We start from the raw sequence: 17185 nt of genomic DNA on the forward strand, positions 1-17185 counted from the left end.
GGGCATGAGTCATAACTAAGAATTGACAATGCCCCGAGCACACATCGCATTAATTGAAGACGATCCGGTATTTCAGTCTGTCGTCAGACAGTATCTGGTGAATAGCGGTTATGATGTGTGCTGTGCCGATAATGGTCAGCGCGGTATTCAGCTTTGTCAGGAGCAATGTCCGGACGTTGTGCTGTGCGATTTAAAACTACCGGATATTGATGGTCTTGAAGTTATAGAGCAACTGCTAAAAGTTTGCATCCAAATTCCAATTATTGTTATTTCTGCTTCGGAAAAAATGTCCGATATTCGTGAGGCTGTTCGCCTTGGTGCCTGGGACTATCTGGTCAAACCTCTGCAAGACCTTAGTGTCATTGAGAATGCGATAGAAGGCTGCCTGAAACGTTACCAGTTAGAAGAAACTTACCTGCACGATGTGTGGGAGTTGGATGCCCATATTGATAATTTGTATCAGGATAACGTTATCGTTGAGCGCCTGGTTGAGGAGTTGCTGCCGGACAGCCCATTAAACTTTAACGGTTATCAGTTTAGCTGCTCTATTAATGACTGCAGAAAAGCGCCCGTCTGGATTGATTACCGACCTTTAACCGAGGGTCGGGTTTTAGTCATTATGGCTGCTGCGCAAAATGCAACTGAGCAGAACCTGCTGCCCTTACTGGTATTGAAAACTCTTATTGACCCGCTTATTCGTCAGCATTTGTCCGGACACGATAATACTTTGCTTGCGCCCGGATTGTTATTACAGCATTTGAACCATGAGCTTTGTCGTTCTCAGGCGAGAACCGCCTTCGATGCTTTGGTTGGGGTTGTAGACACAGCAAAGCACCGTTGGTTATGGGCTCAGGCTGGAGATAAATTTGAGCCAGAGCCGGGAGCAAAACCTGACCTGGCATTAGGTATCTGGCAGCACGCTAATTTTTGTGAGCATCGCATAGAACATTTACATAAGTTACATTGTGGATACGAAAACACGGAGCTTATTGTGACTGCTGTGCCTCAAACTGTTTGATAGCTTTATCAAGATAAGGCAGTGACATGTTCAGATTAATGGGTTGCGTAAATAATGGGTACCCAACACCTGCCGCTAATAAAGCCGGGATTTTCCACCAACCTTCCACTTCTACAATAAAGAAAAAAATAAGACAAATGGGTACCAGTTTAGCCATGTTACAAATGAGGCGGCGCGGTACCGGCATTTTTTCCTGTGCCATGGACAAAATCATAGCTCGCTGAGTGAAGCTGTAGTTAGACAGTTGAGGAATGTGACGCGAAGAAAAATATAAAGCCATAGTCAGTCTTTCATTTGAATTTTGTTAATTGGGTTGCATTATAACATGGGAAAAGGTTATAAACTTGCGCTTCTGAAGTGAACAGAATTTAAGGACAGCTATTATGGTTAAAAAAGTCGTTATTCCAGTAGCCGGGCTCGGAACTCGGATGTTACCTGCTACCAAAGCCATTCCTAAAGAAATGTTGCCGTTGGTTGATCGCCCCCTTATTCAATATATTGTTGAGGAATGCGCCGCTGCAGGTTTGACCGATGTCATTCTGGTCACTCATTCCAGTAAGAACTCGATAGAAAACCACTTTGATACGAGTTTTGAACTGGAAACGACTTTGGAGCAGAGAGTAAAGCGCCAACTGCTGGCTGAAGTGAAAGCCATTTGTCCTGAAAAAACCACCATTATGCATGTTCGCCAAGGTGTCGCAAAAGGCCTGGGACACGCCGTTTTATGCGCGCGGCCTTTAATTGGAGATGAACCTTTTGCGGTCGTATTACCTGACGTATTGGTTGATGAAGCCAGCTGCAAACTGAATCGCGATAACTTAGCGGAAATGGTGAAGAACTTTGAAGAAAGCGGGCACTCACAAGTCATGGTTGAAAAAGTGCCGCAGCAAGACGTCTGTAAGTATGGCATTGCCGACATTAATGGTGCTGAGTTGAGTCCGGGCGAACAGGCGGGTATTACTCAGCTGGTTGAAAAGCCGTCAGTTGAAGAGGCGCCGTCGGATTTAGCCGTGGTTGGGCGCTACGTATTCTCCGCTGATTTATGGCCGCTGCTGGAGAAAACACCGGTGGGTGCCGGCAATGAAATTCAGTTGACCGACGCCATGGCGATGTTGTTGGAAAAGCAACCGGTTAATGCGTACTACATGAAAGGCAAGAGCCACGACTGTGGTAACAAACTCGGGTACGCTCAGGCCTTTGTTGAACATGCTTTGCGACACCCAGATTTGGGTGCCGACATGAAAGCCTATATTCAGTCTTTGAAGTGAGCCTATTAACGGGACTGGTACTTAAGTATCAGTTCCGATAAGGTTTTCGCGCAAGGTCCGGTGAGTTCCGCTTTGGGCAATACCATATACAAACTGCCTTTGCGCGAACTGCTTCCTTCAACTTCTATTTGGGCGAGTCGCCCTGAACCTAAATCATCCTGAGCAATATAGCCCGGTAACCAGCAAAAACCTAATCCGTTACGAATCAGTCTGAGTGCTTCATCAAAGTGGCTTACCGTCCAGCGTTGCTCGGCTTTTAACCAGCCCTCGTCTTCTACCGGCTGGCTGCCGGTATCCTGAATCACTATTTGTAAATATTGAGACAGCTCGTTCTGGTTAATCGGCTGCTCCAGCTTTGCCAATGGATGTTCAGGGTGACAGACCAAATCCATACTGTACTGACCTATAGGTTCCCCTATAAAACCACGTGGAATATGGTGAGAAATAACCACATCGGCAGCTTGTTCCTGAATTTGCTCCATCGTACCGGTAAGTACGGTATCACTGATCACTAAGCGGCTGCCTCGACTCAGCTGTTGAAATTCATTCAGCACCGGAACTAGCAGACTGCGGTCAAATACCATTTCTAAGGCGAGTTTAACTTCCGGTTCCCAGCCTTGCTCAAGGTTATCAGCCAGCTGCTCTATTTCTTCTGTCAGGTTGGTTAACTGACGTGAGCGGCGAAGCAAAACTTCGCCGGCCGCTGTTAGGTGAGCTTTTCGGCCTCTGACTTCCAATAACTGCACGCCTACCAATTGTTGCAGCTTGGCAACCGCGTGATTGAGCGACGACTGGCTCTTGTTCAGAGCTTCAGCCGCGTGCGCGTAACCGCCACAGTCAACAACAGCCTGCAGGATACGCCATTGCTCAATGGTCGATTTAGGTCGGTAAACACTCATCTTGATTCCACTCCGGTGGGGCTAAACCCGAGCGGTAATCACTGCTCGAATCGGTGCCTGGTAACCTTCAATAGTCTTATTTGTGTCATTTGGATCAAGAAAGTCGGCTAATGACTCTCCAGTCATCCAATCTGTGCGCCGCTGTTCTTCGGTTGAGGTCGTATTATGGTCAACTATAGAAATGTCTTTGAACCCTAACCGTTCTAACCAGACAGACAACGCACTGGCGCTGGGCAAAAACCAGACGTTACGCATTTGCGCGTAACGCTCGCCAGGCATCATGACGGTGGTTTCATCACCTTCCACAACAATGGTTTCTAAAACCAGTTGACCGCCCGGACGGATTAAAGATTTCAGTTGCTGTAAAAACTCAACAGGTGAACGGCGATGATAAAGTACACCCATGCTAAATACAGTATCGAAACTTTTTAGTTCCGGCATATGTTCAATACCAACCGGGAAAAAGTGTGCCCGCTGCTGCCACGACAAAGGCATTAACTGGCTAATGGCTCTGAATTGCATGAGAAAGAGTTCGCCCGGGTCAATTCCCCAAACTTGCTCGGCGCCGGCTTCCAGCATCCGCCATAAGTGGTACCCGCTACCGCAGCCAACGTCCAGTACCTGACGGCCGTTTAAGTCATCTAAATGTGGTGCTACGCGTTGCCACTTCCAGTCAGAGCGCCATTCCGTATCAATAAACACGCCGAATAAATTAAAGGGGCCTTTACGCCAGGGCTGTAACTGCTGGAGCAGGCCGGTTAAGCGAGCCCTGTCGGCATCAGAGGCCTCATCTGCTTTGCCTATCTGCACGGTATCGGACAATTCAACGTGTTTTGCAGTCAAATTTGGCAATTGTGTTAGAACCCGCTGCCAGCGTTTTAAGTTGCCGTGAGGGTTATTCTTAAAGGCCGTGAGTTGTGTTGCCAGAGTATCCAGCCACTGGCTGTGCGGACTTTGCACAAGTGCGCGAAGTTCTTTACTGAAATCAACCATAATATCCCTTATTTAACGGCCAGCATGGCGGCGAAGTTAAAGCACTGGAACCAGACCGAGCTGTGTTGAAAACCTGCTTTTTGAAAACGTTGTTGATGAGCCTGCAATGTATCAACTTTCATCACGTTTTCGATTGCCGCTCGTTTTTGGCTAATCTCAAGTTCACTGTAACCATTGGCTCGTTTAAAATTATGGTGCAGTTCAATGAGCAGATCATTCATAGATTCATCCGGATGGCGTACTTTTTCCGCGACTAATAGCGCGCCGCCTTTATTCATACCATTAAAAATGTTCTGTATAACCTCGTCTCTTTTATCTTGGCTAATAAATTGCAAAGTAAAGTTTAGTACCACCACTGACGCATTTTTAATTTCGGTTTCGGCTAGATCCTGACAGTGAAGTTCAACCGGAATTTGGCTTTTAAAGCCATCCAGGTGCAGTTGCGCACGCTCTATCATAGGTTGAGAGTTGTCTATTCCAATAATTTTGCAGTTTTCTGTCTGCTCGCACCCTTTACGTATAGCAAGGGTCGCTGCGCCCAATGAACAACCTAGATCGTACAAGCGACTATTAGGCTGAACATAGCGGCTAACAATTTGTGGCAAGGTCTGTAAGATACTGGAGTAGCCCGGAACCGAGCGGTTAATCATGTCAGGAAATACTTCGACAACCTGTTGGTCAAAACAGAAGTCAGAGATGCTGGGCAAAGGCTTTGAAAATATCGTGTCATGTTGCGTCATAGAAGCTACTTTTATTCGATAAAGAATTCAGATTAATAGGCATTTTACCGATAAATGCTACTGACGCACAGGCAATATTCGACTAAAATCCGCGCTATTGCTGTGGAGGGTAAAACATTGAAACGAGCTTTAGGTGTAGTAAGTGCTATTTTTGTCACTTTTACTACAACCGTCTTTAATAGTCATGCAGGCCAATCTGATAACTGGACCCAAGCCTATGAAGAGGTGCGTATAGGTGTGCCCGATCAGATGGAGCCTTTGGTATCAATAAAAGACGGTAAAGCTATAGGGCTCGATGTTGATTTAATTAAAAAGTTTACCCAGGACATTTCGGCCAAAATAGTCTGGAAGCCCTGCGGCCATTGGCGTGACTGCCTTGAGGCGATAAAAAACAAAGAGATTGATGTACTGACCAGCGTTTCTTACTCCGTTGAACGAAATCAGTTTATGGATTTTACCCAAAGTTACTGGTCGACGCCCTGGGCTGTAGCTTCCATGAATACCACTCAACTGAGCAGCGGCAGTCTCCATTTGGAGCAGTTAACCGATAGCAAAATTGGTGTGGTCGAAGGTTACAACATTGTGCCGCAGCTGGCGCAGCTTCGCAGCGTTCAAACCGTTGAAGTGGACGGCATACGTGAAGGTGTGAATTTGTTGCGTAATAATGCGGTTGATTATTATGTTGATAGCCTGCCGTTGTTGGTTCATGAGTTGCAAGAACGGCCGCTGCCGGGTTCCGAGCTTTCTGTTATTGATGATGCGCAGGGCGAAGAGCTGTATCTGGCGGTGAGAGATGACTGGCAACCTTTGGTCATGGCTTTAAATCATGGCATTGACAGTGTCACTGAAAGTGAGCGTAATGAACTAAAAAATAAATGGTACGGTTTTCATTTAGAACAGGGCTGGAGCAATAAAGAGTTACTTGATATTGCGATGAAAGTTGGCTCTGTCGTTTTATTAATTATTGTTGGCTTCGCTATATGGAATAGCCGTTTACGTCAGGAAGTTAAATTGCGTAAAGCGGCAGAGAGGCGTATTCGCCATATTGCAACGCACGATGAATTGACGGGTCTACCGAACCGAAATTTAATGCAAGATCGTCTTGAGCAAACCATTAGTCAGAATGAAAGAACGGGAAAACCCTTTGCTGTGCTCTTTTTAGATTTAGATGGATTTAAGAGAATAAATGACGAATTCGGACACAATTATGGCGATGAGCTCCTAATTCAGGCCGCACACCGAATGGGTACGTTATTAAGACGCTCAGATACGGTATGTCGCCATGGCGGTGATGAGTTCGTTATTTTGTTACCGACAGCGAACAGTGTCGGCTCATCACTGGCGGTGTCTCGTAAATTGGTTGTGCAGTTGGCCAAACCTTACAAAGTAAAAAGGCAACAACTGGAAATTAGTGTATCCATTGGCGTCGCACTTTATCCCAAAAACGGCACCAATATTGACGATTTGCTTCGCTCTGCGGACAAGGCGATGTACCGTGCCAAGGCCGCTGGAAAAAATGATGTGCGTCTGGCTGGCGACGACGGATGACATTCGGCGTCAGTCCGCTATAATGTTGCGCTTCGTAAAAACATTCATTGCAACAGCTAGCAGGATAAACGCGCATGCGAACTCATTACTGTGGACAAATAAATGCTGAATTAGCGGGACAAGAAGTTACGTTATGTGGTTGGGTTAATAAACGCCGTGACTTAGGCGGCTTAATTTTTATTGATTTGCGTGACCGGGAAGGGTTGCTGCAGGTCGTTTTTGACCCTGATCAGAAAGCGTTATTTGAAACAGCAAACAGCCTGCGTCAGGAATTCTGCGTGCGCTTAAGCGGCAAGGTTAATCGTCGTCCGGAAAGCCAGGTAAATAAAACGATGGCCACCGGCGAAGTTGAACTGCTGGCTACCGACTTAGAAATTCTCAGTCGCTCAGAACCGCTTCCAATCGACTTTAATCAACAAGTGAGCGAAGAAGCACGACTGCGTTATCGCTATCTTGATTTGCGTCGTCCGCAGATGAATGAAAAATTGCAGTTTCGCGCCAAAGTTACCAGCGCCGTGCGCCGTTTTCTGGATGACAGCGGTTTTCTCGATATTGAAACCCCTATGTTGACGCGCGCAACACCGGAAGGTGCGCGTGACTATCTAGTGCCAAGCCGTACCCACAAAGGTCGCTTTTTCGCTCTGCCGCAAAGCCCACAGCTGTTCAAACAATTGCTGATGATGTCGGGTTTTGACCGTTATTATCAAATTGTTAAGTGCTTCCGCGACGAAGATTTACGCGCTGATCGCCAACCTGAATTCACTCAGATAGATATCGAAACCTCGTTTATGAGCGCTGAGCAGGTCATGGAAATTACCGAGCAAATGGCTCGTGACCTCTTCAAGCAACTACTTGATGTGGACTTAGGTGAATTCCCGAGCATGACCTGGCACGAAGCCATGCGTCGCTTTGGTAGTGACAAACCCGACCTGCGTAACCCGCTGGAGTTGGTGGATGTTGCTGATGTCTTAAAAGACGTTGAGTTCAAAGTCTTTTCTGGTCCGGCGAATGACGAAGAAGGCCGTGTTGCTGCCATTCGCTTACCAGGGCAGGCTGAAAACGTTTCACGCAAGATGATTGACGAATACACACAATTTGTCGGCATTTATGGCGCAAAAGGTTTGGCCTGGATTAAAGTGAATGACCGCAGCGCAGGGCGGGAAGGACTGCAATCGCCTATTCTTAAATTCCTGCCGGACGACGTGATTGAGCCATTATTAGAGCGCACTGAAGCGCAAACTGGTGATGTCCTGTTCTTTGGTGCCGATAAAGCGAACGTTGTTGCTGAAGCTCTGGGTGCTTTACGCCTGAAGCTGGGTAAAGATTTTGAACTGGTCAGTAACGAGTGGAAACCGTTATGGGTGGTTGACTTCCCTATGTTTGAAGTCGCCGACGACGGCAGTCTGGCGGCATTACACCATCCGTTCACAGCACCGGTTAATGTCAGCCCGGAAGAGCTGAAAGCCAACCCGGCAGCCGCTATTTCAAACGCCTATGATATGGTGTTGAATGGTGTCGAGTTAGGTGGTGGTTCGGTTCGTATCCACGAAAACGCAATGCAGCAAGCGGTGTTTGAAGTTCTGGGGATTGAAAAGGACGAAGCACAGGAAAAATTTGGCTTCCTTCTGGAAGCATTGAAGTATGGTACGCCACCACATGCAGGTTTAGCTTTTGGTTTAGACCGCCTGGTGATGTTAATGGTTGGCGCAAGCTCTATTCGTGACGTTATTGCCTTCCCGAAAACAACCACCGCAGCTTGTGTTCTGACCGATGCACCTGGCGCAGCGAACCCGGCAGCATTGCAAGAGTTGGGCGTAAAAAGTATTGTGAAGGAAGACAAGTAATCAACAGAGGTGAAAAATGGCTGGTCATTCCAAATGGTCTAATATTAAGCACCGAAAAGCCGCGCAGGACGCTAAGCGCGGCAAAATCTTTACCAAGTTAATTCGTGAAATAACGGTCTCTGCCCGCGAAGGTGGCGGAGACCCTGAAACCAACCCGCGTTTACGTGCGGCTATCGATAAAGCCTTATCTAATAATATGAAGCGGGACACCATCGATACGGCGGTCAAACGCGGCTCGGGTGATCTTGAAGGCGAGAATGTTGATGAGCTGACTTATGAAGGTTATGGCCCCAACGGTGTGGCTGTTCTGCTTGAATGTATGACCGATAACCGAAACCGGACCGTGTCAGATGTTCGTCATGCGTTTAGTAAGTTAGGTGGTAACTTAGGTACTGACGGCTCTGTAGCCTACCTTTTTAATAAGAAGGGCGTTATTAGCTATGCTGATAATGTGACTGAAGAGCAGGTTATGGAACCGGCACTGGAAGCTGGCGCGGAAGATATCCTTACTTATGACGAAGGCAGTATCGATGTCATTACATCGCCAGAGAACTTTGGTGCCGTTAAAGACGCTCTGGATGCAAAAGAACTGGAAGCCAGCAACGCGGAAGTGACTCAGGTGCCCGACACCCGCGTTGATTTGGATGAGGAATCCGCACGAACCTTTTTAAAACTGCTGGATGCGCTGGAAGACTTAGACGACGTGCAAAACGTTTATCACAATGCCGATATCTCTGATGAGATCATTGCGCGACTGGACGACTAAGTGGCGGTTATTCTGGGTATTGACCCGGGGTCGAGACTAACCGGCTACGGCGTTATAGAGCAGCGCGGGCGTCAGCTAAATTACCTGGGTAGTGGTTGTATAAAGGTTATTGGTACCACTAAAAAGCCTTTAACCCTTGCGGAAAAGCTGCGTCGCATTCATGACAGCGTCAGTGAACTCATTACTCAGTTTAAACCAAACGAATTCGCAATAGAGCAAGTGTTTATGGCAAAGAACCCAGACTCTGCTTTAAAGCTTGGGCAGGCGCGTGGGGCAGCGATTGTGGCTGCTGCTTGTGCTGAGCTTCCGGTAGCGGAATATTCAGCGCGACAAATAAAACAATCCGTGGTGGGTAACGGTGGTGCAGAGAAGTCTCAGGTTCAGCATATGGTGATGGCGTTACTGAATTTGCAGCGTTGCCCTCAGGAAGATGCCGCAGATGCACTTGCCGTTGCCTTATGTCATGCTCACAGTGCACAAAACCTGATTAAAATGGCAGGCGCCGCGCGAAAAACTGTGCGTGGACGTTTGCGCTAACGGAGTACAAAAGTGATAGGTCATATTCAGGGCGTACTTACCAGCAAGCAGCCGCCGGAAGTGGTATTAGATGTACAGGGCGTTGGTTATGAAATTCAGTTGCCAATGACCTGTTTCTATCAGTTGCCGCCGGTGGGAGAAACCATAAAGTTAATCACGCATTTTGTGGTACGTGAAGATGCACAACTATTGTACGGTTTCATCTCAGCTTCAGAACGTTCGTTGTTCCGGTTGCTACTGAAAACTCAGGGAGTTGGCCCAAAGCTGGCTTTGGCTATTTTATCCGGCATGTCAGCCGATGAGTTTGTTATGGCAGTGAACCAAAACGACGTGACTCGTTTGGTGAAATTACCAGGTGTCGGCAAAAAGACCGCTGAGCGTCTGGTAATTGAAATGCGTGACCGACTCAAAGACTGGCAGCCGTCTACACCATTTACTGATCGGGCACCGCTGGATAGTCAGGGCATGGATGTCGGAGAACATCCGGCTGATGCAAGAACGGATGCGATTAGTGCCTTACAATCTCTTGGCTATAAAGAGAATCAAGCTGAAAAAGCCCTGCAAAAAGTGTACTCTTCAGAACATAATAGCGAGACCTTGATTCGACTGGCGTTAAAACAGCTGTCGTAAGGAAGCCTGATGATAGAAGCCGATCAAATACCCACTCAGCGGCTCATTGAACCCGACGTACAAGGGGAAGATGAAGCCGTTGATCGTGCCATACGGCCTAAAAACCTGGCGGATTATACCGGGCAGAAACACGTCGTTGAGCAGATGGGAATTTTTATTGAGGCCGCGCGGAAGCGTGGAGAAGCACTGGATCACCTTTTAATTTTTGGTCCTCCGGGGCTGGGTAAAACGACGCTAGCGAACATTGTGGCGAATGAGCTGGATGTGAGTATTAAAACAACTTCGGGCCCGGTTCTGGAAAAAGCCGGAGATTTAGCGGCGTTGCTGACCAACCTCGAAGCGCACGATGTTTTGTTTATTGATGAAATTCATCGTTTAAGCCCGGTTGTTGAAGAAATTCTGTATCCAGCTATGGAAGACTATCAGCTCGACATTATGATAGGCGAAGGTCCGGCAGCGCGTTCGATTAAATTAGACTTACCACCCTTTACCCTTATTGGAGCCACCACCCGTGCGGGAGCACTGACGTCACCGCTACGCGACCGCTTTGGTATTGTGCAGCGTCTTGAGTTTTATGATGTTAATGAACTAACCGACATTGTTGCGCGGTCGGCTCATTTTATGAATGTCCGGATGCTTGATGGTGGAGCTCGTGAAATAGCTCGCCGCTCAAGGGGCACTCCACGTATAGCGAACCGCTTATTGCGTCGGGTACGCGACTATGCAGAAGTCAGAGGTAATGGTGACGTTGACGAAGCAACAGCCAATGCGGCTTTGACTATGGTGGACGTTGATCAGGCCGGTTTTGATTATATGGACCGGAAGTTGTTATTGGCCATTATGGAAAAGTTCATGGGTGGACCTGTGGGGTTAGATAACCTGGCAGCAGCGATAGGCGAAGAAAAGGATACTATTGAGGACGTTCTGGAACCTTATTTAATTCAACAAGGGTTCTTACAACGCACGCCGCGTGGACGCGTAGCGACTCCCAGAGCTTATCAGCATTTTGGATTAAAGCCTGAAAAATAGGTAAAAAAAAGCCCGCACAATGTGCGGGCAAAAGAACAACAAGAAGGAAGTTAAATCCAGGGAACTATTACTGAATAAACAATCTCAGAAAAAGTGACAACCAATCTCTTCGTCTTTGATATGCTGAGTATTATAAAGTTAATCTGACTCTGATCAAACAAGAAAAATTAGATATTCGCATTATAATAACTAATCTGAAGGTTGATGTTTTTGTACAAAAAAAGCGCAACATATTTATAACAAAAAAGGGAAAGCCTTAAAAATCATGGTATTGAAATTTTTCTGTTTTCGTTCTGTTATAAAAAAAAGTCGGCTGACAAAATAGTTAGTTGTAGTTTTAAGGGCTTCTTTACAAAATATTACACAAAGGTAACTTTTCGGAACTTTACTTGAGGTGGTAATGTCTCACTATGAGTTTGAATGGCCTATCCGAGTTTATTACGAAGACACGGATGCAGGTGGTATCGTTTATTATGCTAATTATCTCAAGTTCATTGAAAGAGCTCGAACAGAGTGGTTAAGATCATTAGGGATTGAACAGGATACCTGGTTAGCTCACAATATAGCCTTTGTGGTTCGCAAGGTAGAACTGGATTTACGGCAGGCGGCTAAGTTTAATGCTGAGTTAACGGTCACTGTCAAAGTAACAAACATTAAGAAAGCCTCTTTGGTTTTCGAACAACAAGTTTTGGCGAAGGATGGCAGTGTGCATTGCCAGGCAACAGTTGTAGCCGCCTGTGTTGATAACCGGGCGATGAAAGCTGTGGCTATTCCGGAACCGATAATATCGCGTATTCAGTCAGGGGTTTAAAGCGTGGAAGCAGAACTATCGTTTATTGATTTATTCATGCAAGCCAGTTTCTTGGTCAAACTGGTGATGGTTATGTTACTGGCGATGTCGGTATGGGGTTGGGTATTAATTTTCCAGCGCAAAAAGGTGCTGAAGCAGGCTAGAAATGACGCGCTAAAATTCGAAGATAGATTCTGGTCAGGCGTTGATCTTGCGCGCCTTTATCAGGAAATCTCGGCTCGCGCTAAAAACGCACGAGGAATGGAGTTATTGTTTCACGCTGGCTTTAAAGAGTATGCCCGATTACGTAACCACTCAACAACGAATACGCAAACAATGCTTGAAGGCGCGTTTCGTGCCATGCGCGTAGCGCACGCCAGAGAAACCGAAAAGTTGGATAACAACTTAGGTATTCTGGCCACTATTGGTTCTATAAGCCCTTATATTGGTTTGTTTGGAACGGTATGGGGAATTATGAACGCCTTTATCGCATTAGGTGCCGTGCAACAGGCCACGTTGGCGATGGTTGCACCAGGTATCGCCGAGGCATTGATCGCTACTGCGATGGGTCTTTTTGCCGCGATACCGGCCGTTATTGCTTACAACCGATTCACCACCAGTGTGGAAAAAGTTGATAATCAGTACATGAACTTTATTGATGAATTCATCTCAATTTTACAGCGGCAGTCGTCGGCTCAGGCTGGCAAAAGTAAAGTAGAGGGCGAAACGGTATGATGGTAATGCCGCGCAAGCGTCGTAAGCCGGTTGCGGAAATTAACGTAGTGCCTTACATCGACGTGATGCTGGTGCTACTGATCATCTTTATGGTAACAGCCCCTTTGATCACTCAGGGGGTTAAAGTCGACTTACCGAAAGCAACGGCCGAGCCTCTTTCTGAAGAGAGTAAACCACCCCTGGTTGCATCGGTTGATGCTGAAGGGCGTTACTATTTAAATCAGGGTGACTCCCAAGATACGCCCATGCAGGCTGATGAACTCGCTACTCTGGTTGCTGCTCACCTGCAAGTAGAGCCTGACACCCCGGTTATGGTCAATGGTGATGGTTCGGTATCTTACAACCAAATTGTGCAACTGATGGTATTACTGCAAAGAGCGGGTGTGCCCTCAGTCGGTTTAATGACAGATTCGTCGGATAATTAGTTGTGGCAAAATCAGATAGCTTAACCTTACCGCTGATATATTCGATTGTGATACACGCTGCGATTGCGGGCGTGTTATTGATTAGCTTTGAATTTACCCCTTCAACGCCGGAGGCGATGGAAGTCAACTTAGATCAAAGCGAGCTGGGTATGTCAGAAGAGATTGTCAGTGCAGTCACAGTAGATAAATCCAAAGTTCAACAGCAGGCAGACAAAATTCGTCAGCAGAAAGCGGAAAAAGAGGCGGCTGAACAGCGCCGTATAGAGAGACTTGAGCAGCGTGCTGAAGAAGCGCGTAAAGCGCGCGAAAGAGAAGAGCAACGTAAAAAAGAAATAGAGCGTCAACAGGAATTAGAAAGGCAAGAAGCTGCAGAAGCACGCAAACAGGCAGAGCGAGAAAAGAAAGAAGCTGAACGCCTGGCGCAGGAGCGTGCCAAAGCTGAGGCGGCGGCGAAAGAAGCAGAGCGGCGTAAACGCGAAGCAGAGGAAGCCGAACGCCGTGCTGAGGAAGAACGTCGTAAACGTCTGGAAGAGCAGCGTAAACGTGAACAACAACAGCGTGAAGCGGCTGAACGAGAAGCTCAGTTGCAAAAAGAAATGGAAGCGGAACGGGCGCGTCGGCAAGCAGCTCGTCGTCAACAAGTACTGAGTGAAGTTGAAAAGTATCAGGCACTTATTCAGCAAACTATTCAAAGAAACTGGAATGTTGATGACTCAATGCGTGGCAAGTCATGTGAGTTAACCATACGAGTAGCTCCGAGTGGGTTCGTCAAGTCAGTAGACACCGGTAGTGGCGATACGAACGTTTGTCGTTCAGCGCAAAATGCCGTATTGAAAGCTACAACACTGCCGGTTTCTGAAGATCCGGAAATTTATGAACAAATGAGTACAATTAAACTGACTGTAAAACCGCAGTTGTAACAAGGTGACCGATGAAAAATATATTAATTAAAAGCATTTTACTCTTTGTTGCGCTAACTGCTTTTGCGCGAGCAGGAGTATTGGAAATCGTCATCACGGAAGGTATTGATACGGCAAGGCCGATTGCGGTAGTGCCGTTCGAGTGGAAAGGTGAAGGAAAGGCACCAAACGAGCTGACCCATGTTATTGCTGCAGATCTTATGCGCAGCGGTAAATTTAATCCGATTCCAGCAAGTGCAATGCCACAACGGCCGACTGCCGATGATGAGATAGATTACTCAGCTTGGGCTAAGATGGGCGTCGAAGCCATTTTAGTCGGTTCAATAGAACCGTATTCCGTTGACCGCTATATGGTTAAATTTGAAGTTATTGATGTACTCCGGGGACAAATTACCGGTGGTAACTCTCAAATGCTCCGCAATGGCGAGCTGGTGCAGAGTAATGACCATATCCTAGATTCCCGATCTAGTGTTATTGATGGTGATCAATTCCGCTCTTACGCACATCGAATTTCAGACGTGGCCTATGAAGCATTAACTGGCGAACGTGGTGCTTTCATGACCAAAATCGCTTATGTCACGGTAAATCATGATGACCGCTACCCCTATAAACTGGCTGTAGCTGATTATGACGGCGCAAACGAGAAGATATTGCTGCGTTCGCCCGAGCCATTGATGTCTCCGGCCTGGTCCCCAGATGGTAATAAACTGGCCTATGTTAGTTTCGAGAATAAAACGGCAGAAATATTCATGCAGGATATTTATACTACCCGGCGTGAGAAACTGACATCGTTTCCCGGGATAAACGGTAACCCCGTTTTCTCGCCAGATGGCGAAAAGTTAGCTATGGTCTTATCTAAGGATGGGAATCCTGAACTTTATGTGTTTGATATTAAAACTAAGGACTTGCAACGTGTTACTCGTAATCGTACGATTGATACAGAGCCTAACTGGACACCAGATGGTGAATCTTTAGTGTTTACCTCAGAAAGAGGTGGCAGACCGCAACTATATAGCGTAAATTTATCGTCAGGTCAGGTTCGTCGGTTAACCTTTGAGGGTGAGCAGAATTTGGGCGGTACTATATTGCCGTCTGGCGAAGATATGATTTTAGTGAACCGAACACGTGGCAATTATCATATCGCGAAGCAAGAGTTTCCACGTGGAAATATGCAGGTTTTAACGAAAACGTCTTTAGATGAGTCACCAAGTGTGGCACCAAATGGCAGCATGGTTATTTACAGTACAACGCATAATGACAAACAAGTACTGGCTTTGGTTTCTATCGATGGGCGTTTTAAAGCACGATTACCGGCAACCGATGGTGAAGTTAAGTCACCGACTTGGTCGCCATTTATGTAAAACAAAAGCCTGAATGGTTGAATTGTTCGATAAAAACGATAAGGACGAAAAGGATGCAGCTTAATAAACTTTTAAAAGCTCTGGCAATCGTTGTACCAATGGCGACTCTGGCCGCTTGTAGCTCAAACCAGGAAACTGATTCAGGTATGGGCGCAGGTCAGGAAACCAATCAACAAGCTGAGCAAGACTCTGGTGTCGAAGTTGGTGCAGCAGAACGCGCACAAACGATGGAAGAAGAACGTCAGCAAAAAATGGAAGCGTTACGTAAAGAACACATCGTTTACTTCGCTTTTGATACATCTAATGTGCAGTCAGAGTACACGGAAATGTTGTCAGCGCATGCTGATTACTTAGTCAAAAATCCGTCTGTGAAAGTTGTTGTCGAAGGTCATACCGACGAGCGCGGTACGCCTGAGTACAACATCGCGTTAGGCGAACGACGTGCTAAGGCAGTTGAGAGCTATTTGCACAACTTGGGTGTTCAGGATTCTCAAACCTCGACTGTTTCATATGGCGAAGAAAAGCCAATGGTAAATGAGTCAAACGAACGCGCATACGCGAAAAACCGTCGCGCTGTTTTAGTTTACTAATTTAAAAGTAACGGATAGTAATGAGAAAAACGCTGTTAGCTGTATGTTTGTGTGTGCCTGGGGTTGTTATGGCCCAGGCTCCTGTTTCTGGACTGTCGTCTTCAGGTGACGTTGAGCAACGACTAGAGCAGATCGAGCGCATGCTCGAAGCGCGCTCCAGTGCTCAGCTTGAAATGCTTAATCAGTTAGGTTCTTTGCAGCAAAATGTTGCTGAATTAAGAGGCATAACGGAAGAGCATGAATACCGTCTGGAGCAATTGCTGGAACGCCAGCGCGAACTGTATCAGGAAATTGATCGTCGTTTCAGTAATTTGAAGTCGAGCAGTAACCAGAGTGAAAGTGCAGGCGATGGTTACAATGATCTGGAGCAGGTACCGACACAAACAGACAATAGCAGCTATTCTCCAAACCTTAGCGAGAATGATGCTTATGACAAAGCGATAGCTTTAGTTCTTGAGGATAAGCGTTACGATGAAGCTATACCCGCATTTCAGTCTTTTCTGAAGAACTTTCCAAATTCAACATACTCTCCTAATGCCCATTACTGGCTAGGTCAGTTGTTTTTTGCTAAACGACAATACGATCAGGCAAAGCAACAGTTTGAAACTGTCGTTAATGACTACCCAGACAGTAATAAACGTGGCGATTGTTTATTAAAGCTTGGTGTTATCGCCAGTGAGCAAGATAAATCAGCGGATGCAAAAGCTTATTACGAGCAAGTGATCGAAGAATACCCGGAAAGTACCGAATCTAATTTGGCAAAACAACGCTTAAATAAATAACAACTGAGCAACATGTGTTCGTGAATTAAGCAATCGAACAGTTTTTTTCAATTTTCAGTTGCATACGCGCACTATTTCAGTAAACTATGCCGCCGTTGCCAAGCAGAAACGGGCAACATTATTGGCGTTTGGGTTGTTAGCTCAGTTGGTAGAGCAGTTGACTTTTAATCAATTGGTCGCAGGTTCGAATCCTGCACAACCCACCACGTCGCCAATGAAAATATTTACCAGAATTTGGGTTGTTAGCTCAGTTGGTAGAGCAGTTGACTTTTAATCAATTGGTCGCAGGTTCGAATCCTGCACAACCCAC

Annotated in this window: 19 protein-coding genes and 2 tRNA genes; 17 read left to right on the forward strand and 4 right to left on the reverse strand. The window is 46.5% G+C overall.

The annotated features are described in order from the left end of the window. The first annotated feature begins 28 nt into the window (after positions 1–28). Positions 29–1018 carry a response regulator gene (locus tag Q5L94_RS11440; protein WP_317498526.1) on the forward strand — a complete coding sequence of 330 codons (990 nt, stop codon included), beginning with the start codon at positions 29–31 and terminating at the stop codon, positions 1016–1018. Here Q5L94_RS11440 and Q5L94_RS11445 read toward each other — a convergent pair. Then, on the reverse strand, positions 987–1298 hold the full coding sequence (locus Q5L94_RS11445; protein ID WP_317498527.1) for a DUF6170 family protein: 312 nt from the start codon (positions 1296–1298) through the stop codon (positions 987–989). The two genes, Q5L94_RS11440 and Q5L94_RS11445, sit on opposite strands and share 32 nt — an antisense overlap. A gap of 103 nt (positions 1299–1401) precedes the next feature. On the opposite strand from Q5L94_RS11445, the gene galU reads away from it, so the two are divergent. After that, positions 1402–2286 carry a UTP--glucose-1-phosphate uridylyltransferase GalU gene (gene galU, locus Q5L94_RS11450; protein WP_317498528.1) on the forward strand — a complete coding sequence of 295 codons (885 nt, stop codon included), beginning with the start codon at positions 1402–1404 and terminating at the stop codon, positions 2284–2286. A gap of 5 nt (positions 2287–2291) precedes the next feature. Here the strand turns inward: galU and Q5L94_RS11455 are convergent, their stop codons facing one another. The 3 genes from Q5L94_RS11455 to cmoA are packed head-to-tail and all read right to left on the reverse strand — an operon-like array spanning position 2292 to position 4918. Then, complete coding sequence (locus Q5L94_RS11455) at positions 2292–3185, reverse strand: LysR family transcriptional regulator (RefSeq protein WP_317498529.1); 894 nt, start codon at positions 3183–3185, stop codon at positions 2292–2294. Positions 3186–3206: 21 nt separating this feature from the next. Further along, positions 3207–4178, reverse strand: a complete 972-nt coding sequence (gene cmoB, locus Q5L94_RS11460) for a tRNA 5-methoxyuridine(34)/uridine 5-oxyacetic acid(34) synthase CmoB (RefSeq protein ID WP_317498530.1) — start codon at positions 4176–4178, stop codon at positions 3207–3209. Between the two features lie 8 nt (positions 4179–4186). Further along, on the reverse strand, positions 4187–4918 hold the full coding sequence (cmoA, locus tag Q5L94_RS11465; protein WP_114981591.1) for a carboxy-S-adenosyl-L-methionine synthase CmoA: 732 nt from the start codon (positions 4916–4918) through the stop codon (positions 4187–4189). Between the two features lie 54 nt (positions 4919–4972). Here cmoA and Q5L94_RS11470 point away from each other — a divergent pair, with 54 nt between their 5' ends. From Q5L94_RS11470 to Q5L94_RS11540, 15 genes are all read left to right on the forward strand, one after another. Then, on the forward strand, positions 4973–6466 hold the full coding sequence (locus Q5L94_RS11470; RefSeq protein WP_317498531.1) for a diguanylate cyclase domain-containing protein: 1494 nt from the start codon (positions 4973–4975) through the stop codon (positions 6464–6466). A gap of 74 nt (positions 6467–6540) precedes the next feature. Next, on the forward strand, positions 6541–8310 hold the full coding sequence (aspS, locus tag Q5L94_RS11475; RefSeq protein ID WP_317498532.1) for an aspartate--tRNA ligase: 1770 nt from the start codon (positions 6541–6543) through the stop codon (positions 8308–8310). A 16-nt stretch (positions 8311–8326) separates the two neighbouring features. After that, positions 8327–9076 (forward strand): YebC/PmpR family DNA-binding transcriptional regulator, encoded by a 750-nt coding sequence (locus Q5L94_RS11480; RefSeq protein WP_317498533.1) that lies wholly within the window; start codon positions 8327–8329, stop codon positions 9074–9076. After that, on the forward strand, positions 9077–9613 hold the full coding sequence (gene ruvC, locus Q5L94_RS11485; RefSeq protein WP_317498534.1) for a crossover junction endodeoxyribonuclease RuvC: 537 nt from the start codon (positions 9077–9079) through the stop codon (positions 9611–9613). Between the two features lie 12 nt (positions 9614–9625). After that, positions 9626–10243 (forward strand): Holliday junction branch migration protein RuvA, encoded by a 618-nt coding sequence (gene ruvA, locus Q5L94_RS11490; protein WP_317498535.1) that lies wholly within the window; start codon positions 9626–9628, stop codon positions 10241–10243. A 9-nt stretch (positions 10244–10252) separates the two neighbouring features. Beyond that, complete coding sequence (gene ruvB, locus Q5L94_RS11495) at positions 10253–11272, forward strand: Holliday junction branch migration DNA helicase RuvB (protein ID WP_317498536.1); 1020 nt, start codon at positions 10253–10255, stop codon at positions 11270–11272. A gap of 400 nt (positions 11273–11672) precedes the next feature. Next, positions 11673–12083, forward strand: a complete 411-nt coding sequence (gene ybgC, locus Q5L94_RS11500) for a tol-pal system-associated acyl-CoA thioesterase (protein ID WP_317498537.1) — start codon at positions 11673–11675, stop codon at positions 12081–12083. A 3-nt stretch (positions 12084–12086) separates the two neighbouring features. After that, complete coding sequence (tolQ, locus tag Q5L94_RS11505) at positions 12087–12797, forward strand: protein TolQ (protein WP_034819846.1); 711 nt, start codon at positions 12087–12089, stop codon at positions 12795–12797. Then, positions 12794–13222, forward strand: coding sequence for a protein TolR (gene tolR / locus Q5L94_RS11510; RefSeq protein WP_317498538.1), 429 nt, complete (start codon positions 12794–12796; stop codon positions 13220–13222). Before tolQ ends, tolR begins: the two co-directional genes overlap by 4 nt. Positions 13223–13224: 2 nt before the next feature. Then, on the forward strand, positions 13225–14142 hold the full coding sequence (gene tolA / locus Q5L94_RS11515; RefSeq protein ID WP_317498539.1) for a cell envelope integrity protein TolA: 918 nt from the start codon (positions 13225–13227) through the stop codon (positions 14140–14142). Positions 14143–14153: 11 nt separating this feature from the next. Then, positions 14154–15503, forward strand: a complete 1350-nt coding sequence (gene tolB, locus Q5L94_RS11520; RefSeq protein ID WP_317498540.1) for a Tol-Pal system beta propeller repeat protein TolB — start codon at positions 14154–14156, stop codon at positions 15501–15503. 53 nt (positions 15504–15556) lie between these two features. Next, on the forward strand, positions 15557–16093 hold the full coding sequence (gene pal, locus Q5L94_RS11525; RefSeq protein ID WP_317498541.1) for a peptidoglycan-associated lipoprotein Pal: 537 nt from the start codon (positions 15557–15559) through the stop codon (positions 16091–16093). A gap of 20 nt (positions 16094–16113) precedes the next feature. Next, on the forward strand, positions 16114–16875 hold the full coding sequence (ybgF, locus tag Q5L94_RS11530) for a tol-pal system protein YbgF (RefSeq protein WP_317498542.1): 762 nt from the start codon (positions 16114–16116) through the stop codon (positions 16873–16875). 130 nt (positions 16876–17005) lie between these two features. Further along, positions 17006–17081: transfer RNA gene (locus Q5L94_RS11535), tRNA-Lys, on the forward strand. A 30-nt stretch (positions 17082–17111) separates the two neighbouring features. Further along, positions 17112–17184 (forward strand) — tRNA-Lys (locus Q5L94_RS11540). Position 17185 lies beyond the last annotated feature (1 nt).

This window comes from Idiomarina sp. Sol25 (assembly GCF_033052775.1).
Classification (GTDB): Bacteria; Pseudomonadota; Gammaproteobacteria; order Enterobacterales; family Alteromonadaceae; genus Idiomarina.

Coding starts and splice junctions, on each gene's coding strand:
- Q5L94_RS11440 (WP_317498526.1), top strand. CDS start 29: ATGCCCCGAGCACACATCGCATTAATTGAAGACGATCCGGTATTTCAG.
- Q5L94_RS11445 (WP_317498527.1), bottom strand. CDS start 1,298: ATGGCTTTATATTTTTCTTCGCGTCACATTCCTCAACTGTCTAACTAC.
- galU (WP_317498528.1), top strand. CDS start 1,402: ATGGTTAAAAAAGTCGTTATTCCAGTAGCCGGGCTCGGAACTCGGATG.
- Q5L94_RS11455 (WP_317498529.1), bottom strand. CDS start 3,185: ATGAGTGTTTACCGACCTAAATCGACCATTGAGCAATGGCGTATCCTG.
- cmoB (WP_317498530.1), bottom strand. CDS start 4,178: ATGGTTGATTTCAGTAAAGAACTTCGCGCACTTGTGCAAAGTCCGCAC.
- cmoA (WP_114981591.1), bottom strand. CDS start 4,918: ATGACGCAACATGACACGATATTTTCAAAGCCTTTGCCCAGCATCTCT.
- Q5L94_RS11470 (WP_317498531.1), top strand. CDS start 4,973: ATGCTACTGACGCACAGGCAATATTCGACTAAAATCCGCGCTATTGCT.
- aspS (WP_317498532.1), top strand. CDS start 6,541: ATGCGAACTCATTACTGTGGACAAATAAATGCTGAATTAGCGGGACAA.
- Q5L94_RS11480 (WP_317498533.1), top strand. CDS start 8,327: ATGGCTGGTCATTCCAAATGGTCTAATATTAAGCACCGAAAAGCCGCG.
- ruvB (WP_317498536.1), top strand. CDS start 10,253: ATGATAGAAGCCGATCAAATACCCACTCAGCGGCTCATTGAACCCGAC.
- ybgC (WP_317498537.1), top strand. CDS start 11,673: ATGTCTCACTATGAGTTTGAATGGCCTATCCGAGTTTATTACGAAGAC.
- tolR (WP_317498538.1), top strand. CDS start 12,794: ATGATGGTAATGCCGCGCAAGCGTCGTAAGCCGGTTGCGGAAATTAAC.
- tolB (WP_317498540.1), top strand. CDS start 14,154: ATGAAAAATATATTAATTAAAAGCATTTTACTCTTTGTTGCGCTAACT.
- pal (WP_317498541.1), top strand. CDS start 15,557: ATGCAGCTTAATAAACTTTTAAAAGCTCTGGCAATCGTTGTACCAATG.
- ybgF (WP_317498542.1), top strand. CDS start 16,114: ATGAGAAAAACGCTGTTAGCTGTATGTTTGTGTGTGCCTGGGGTTGTT.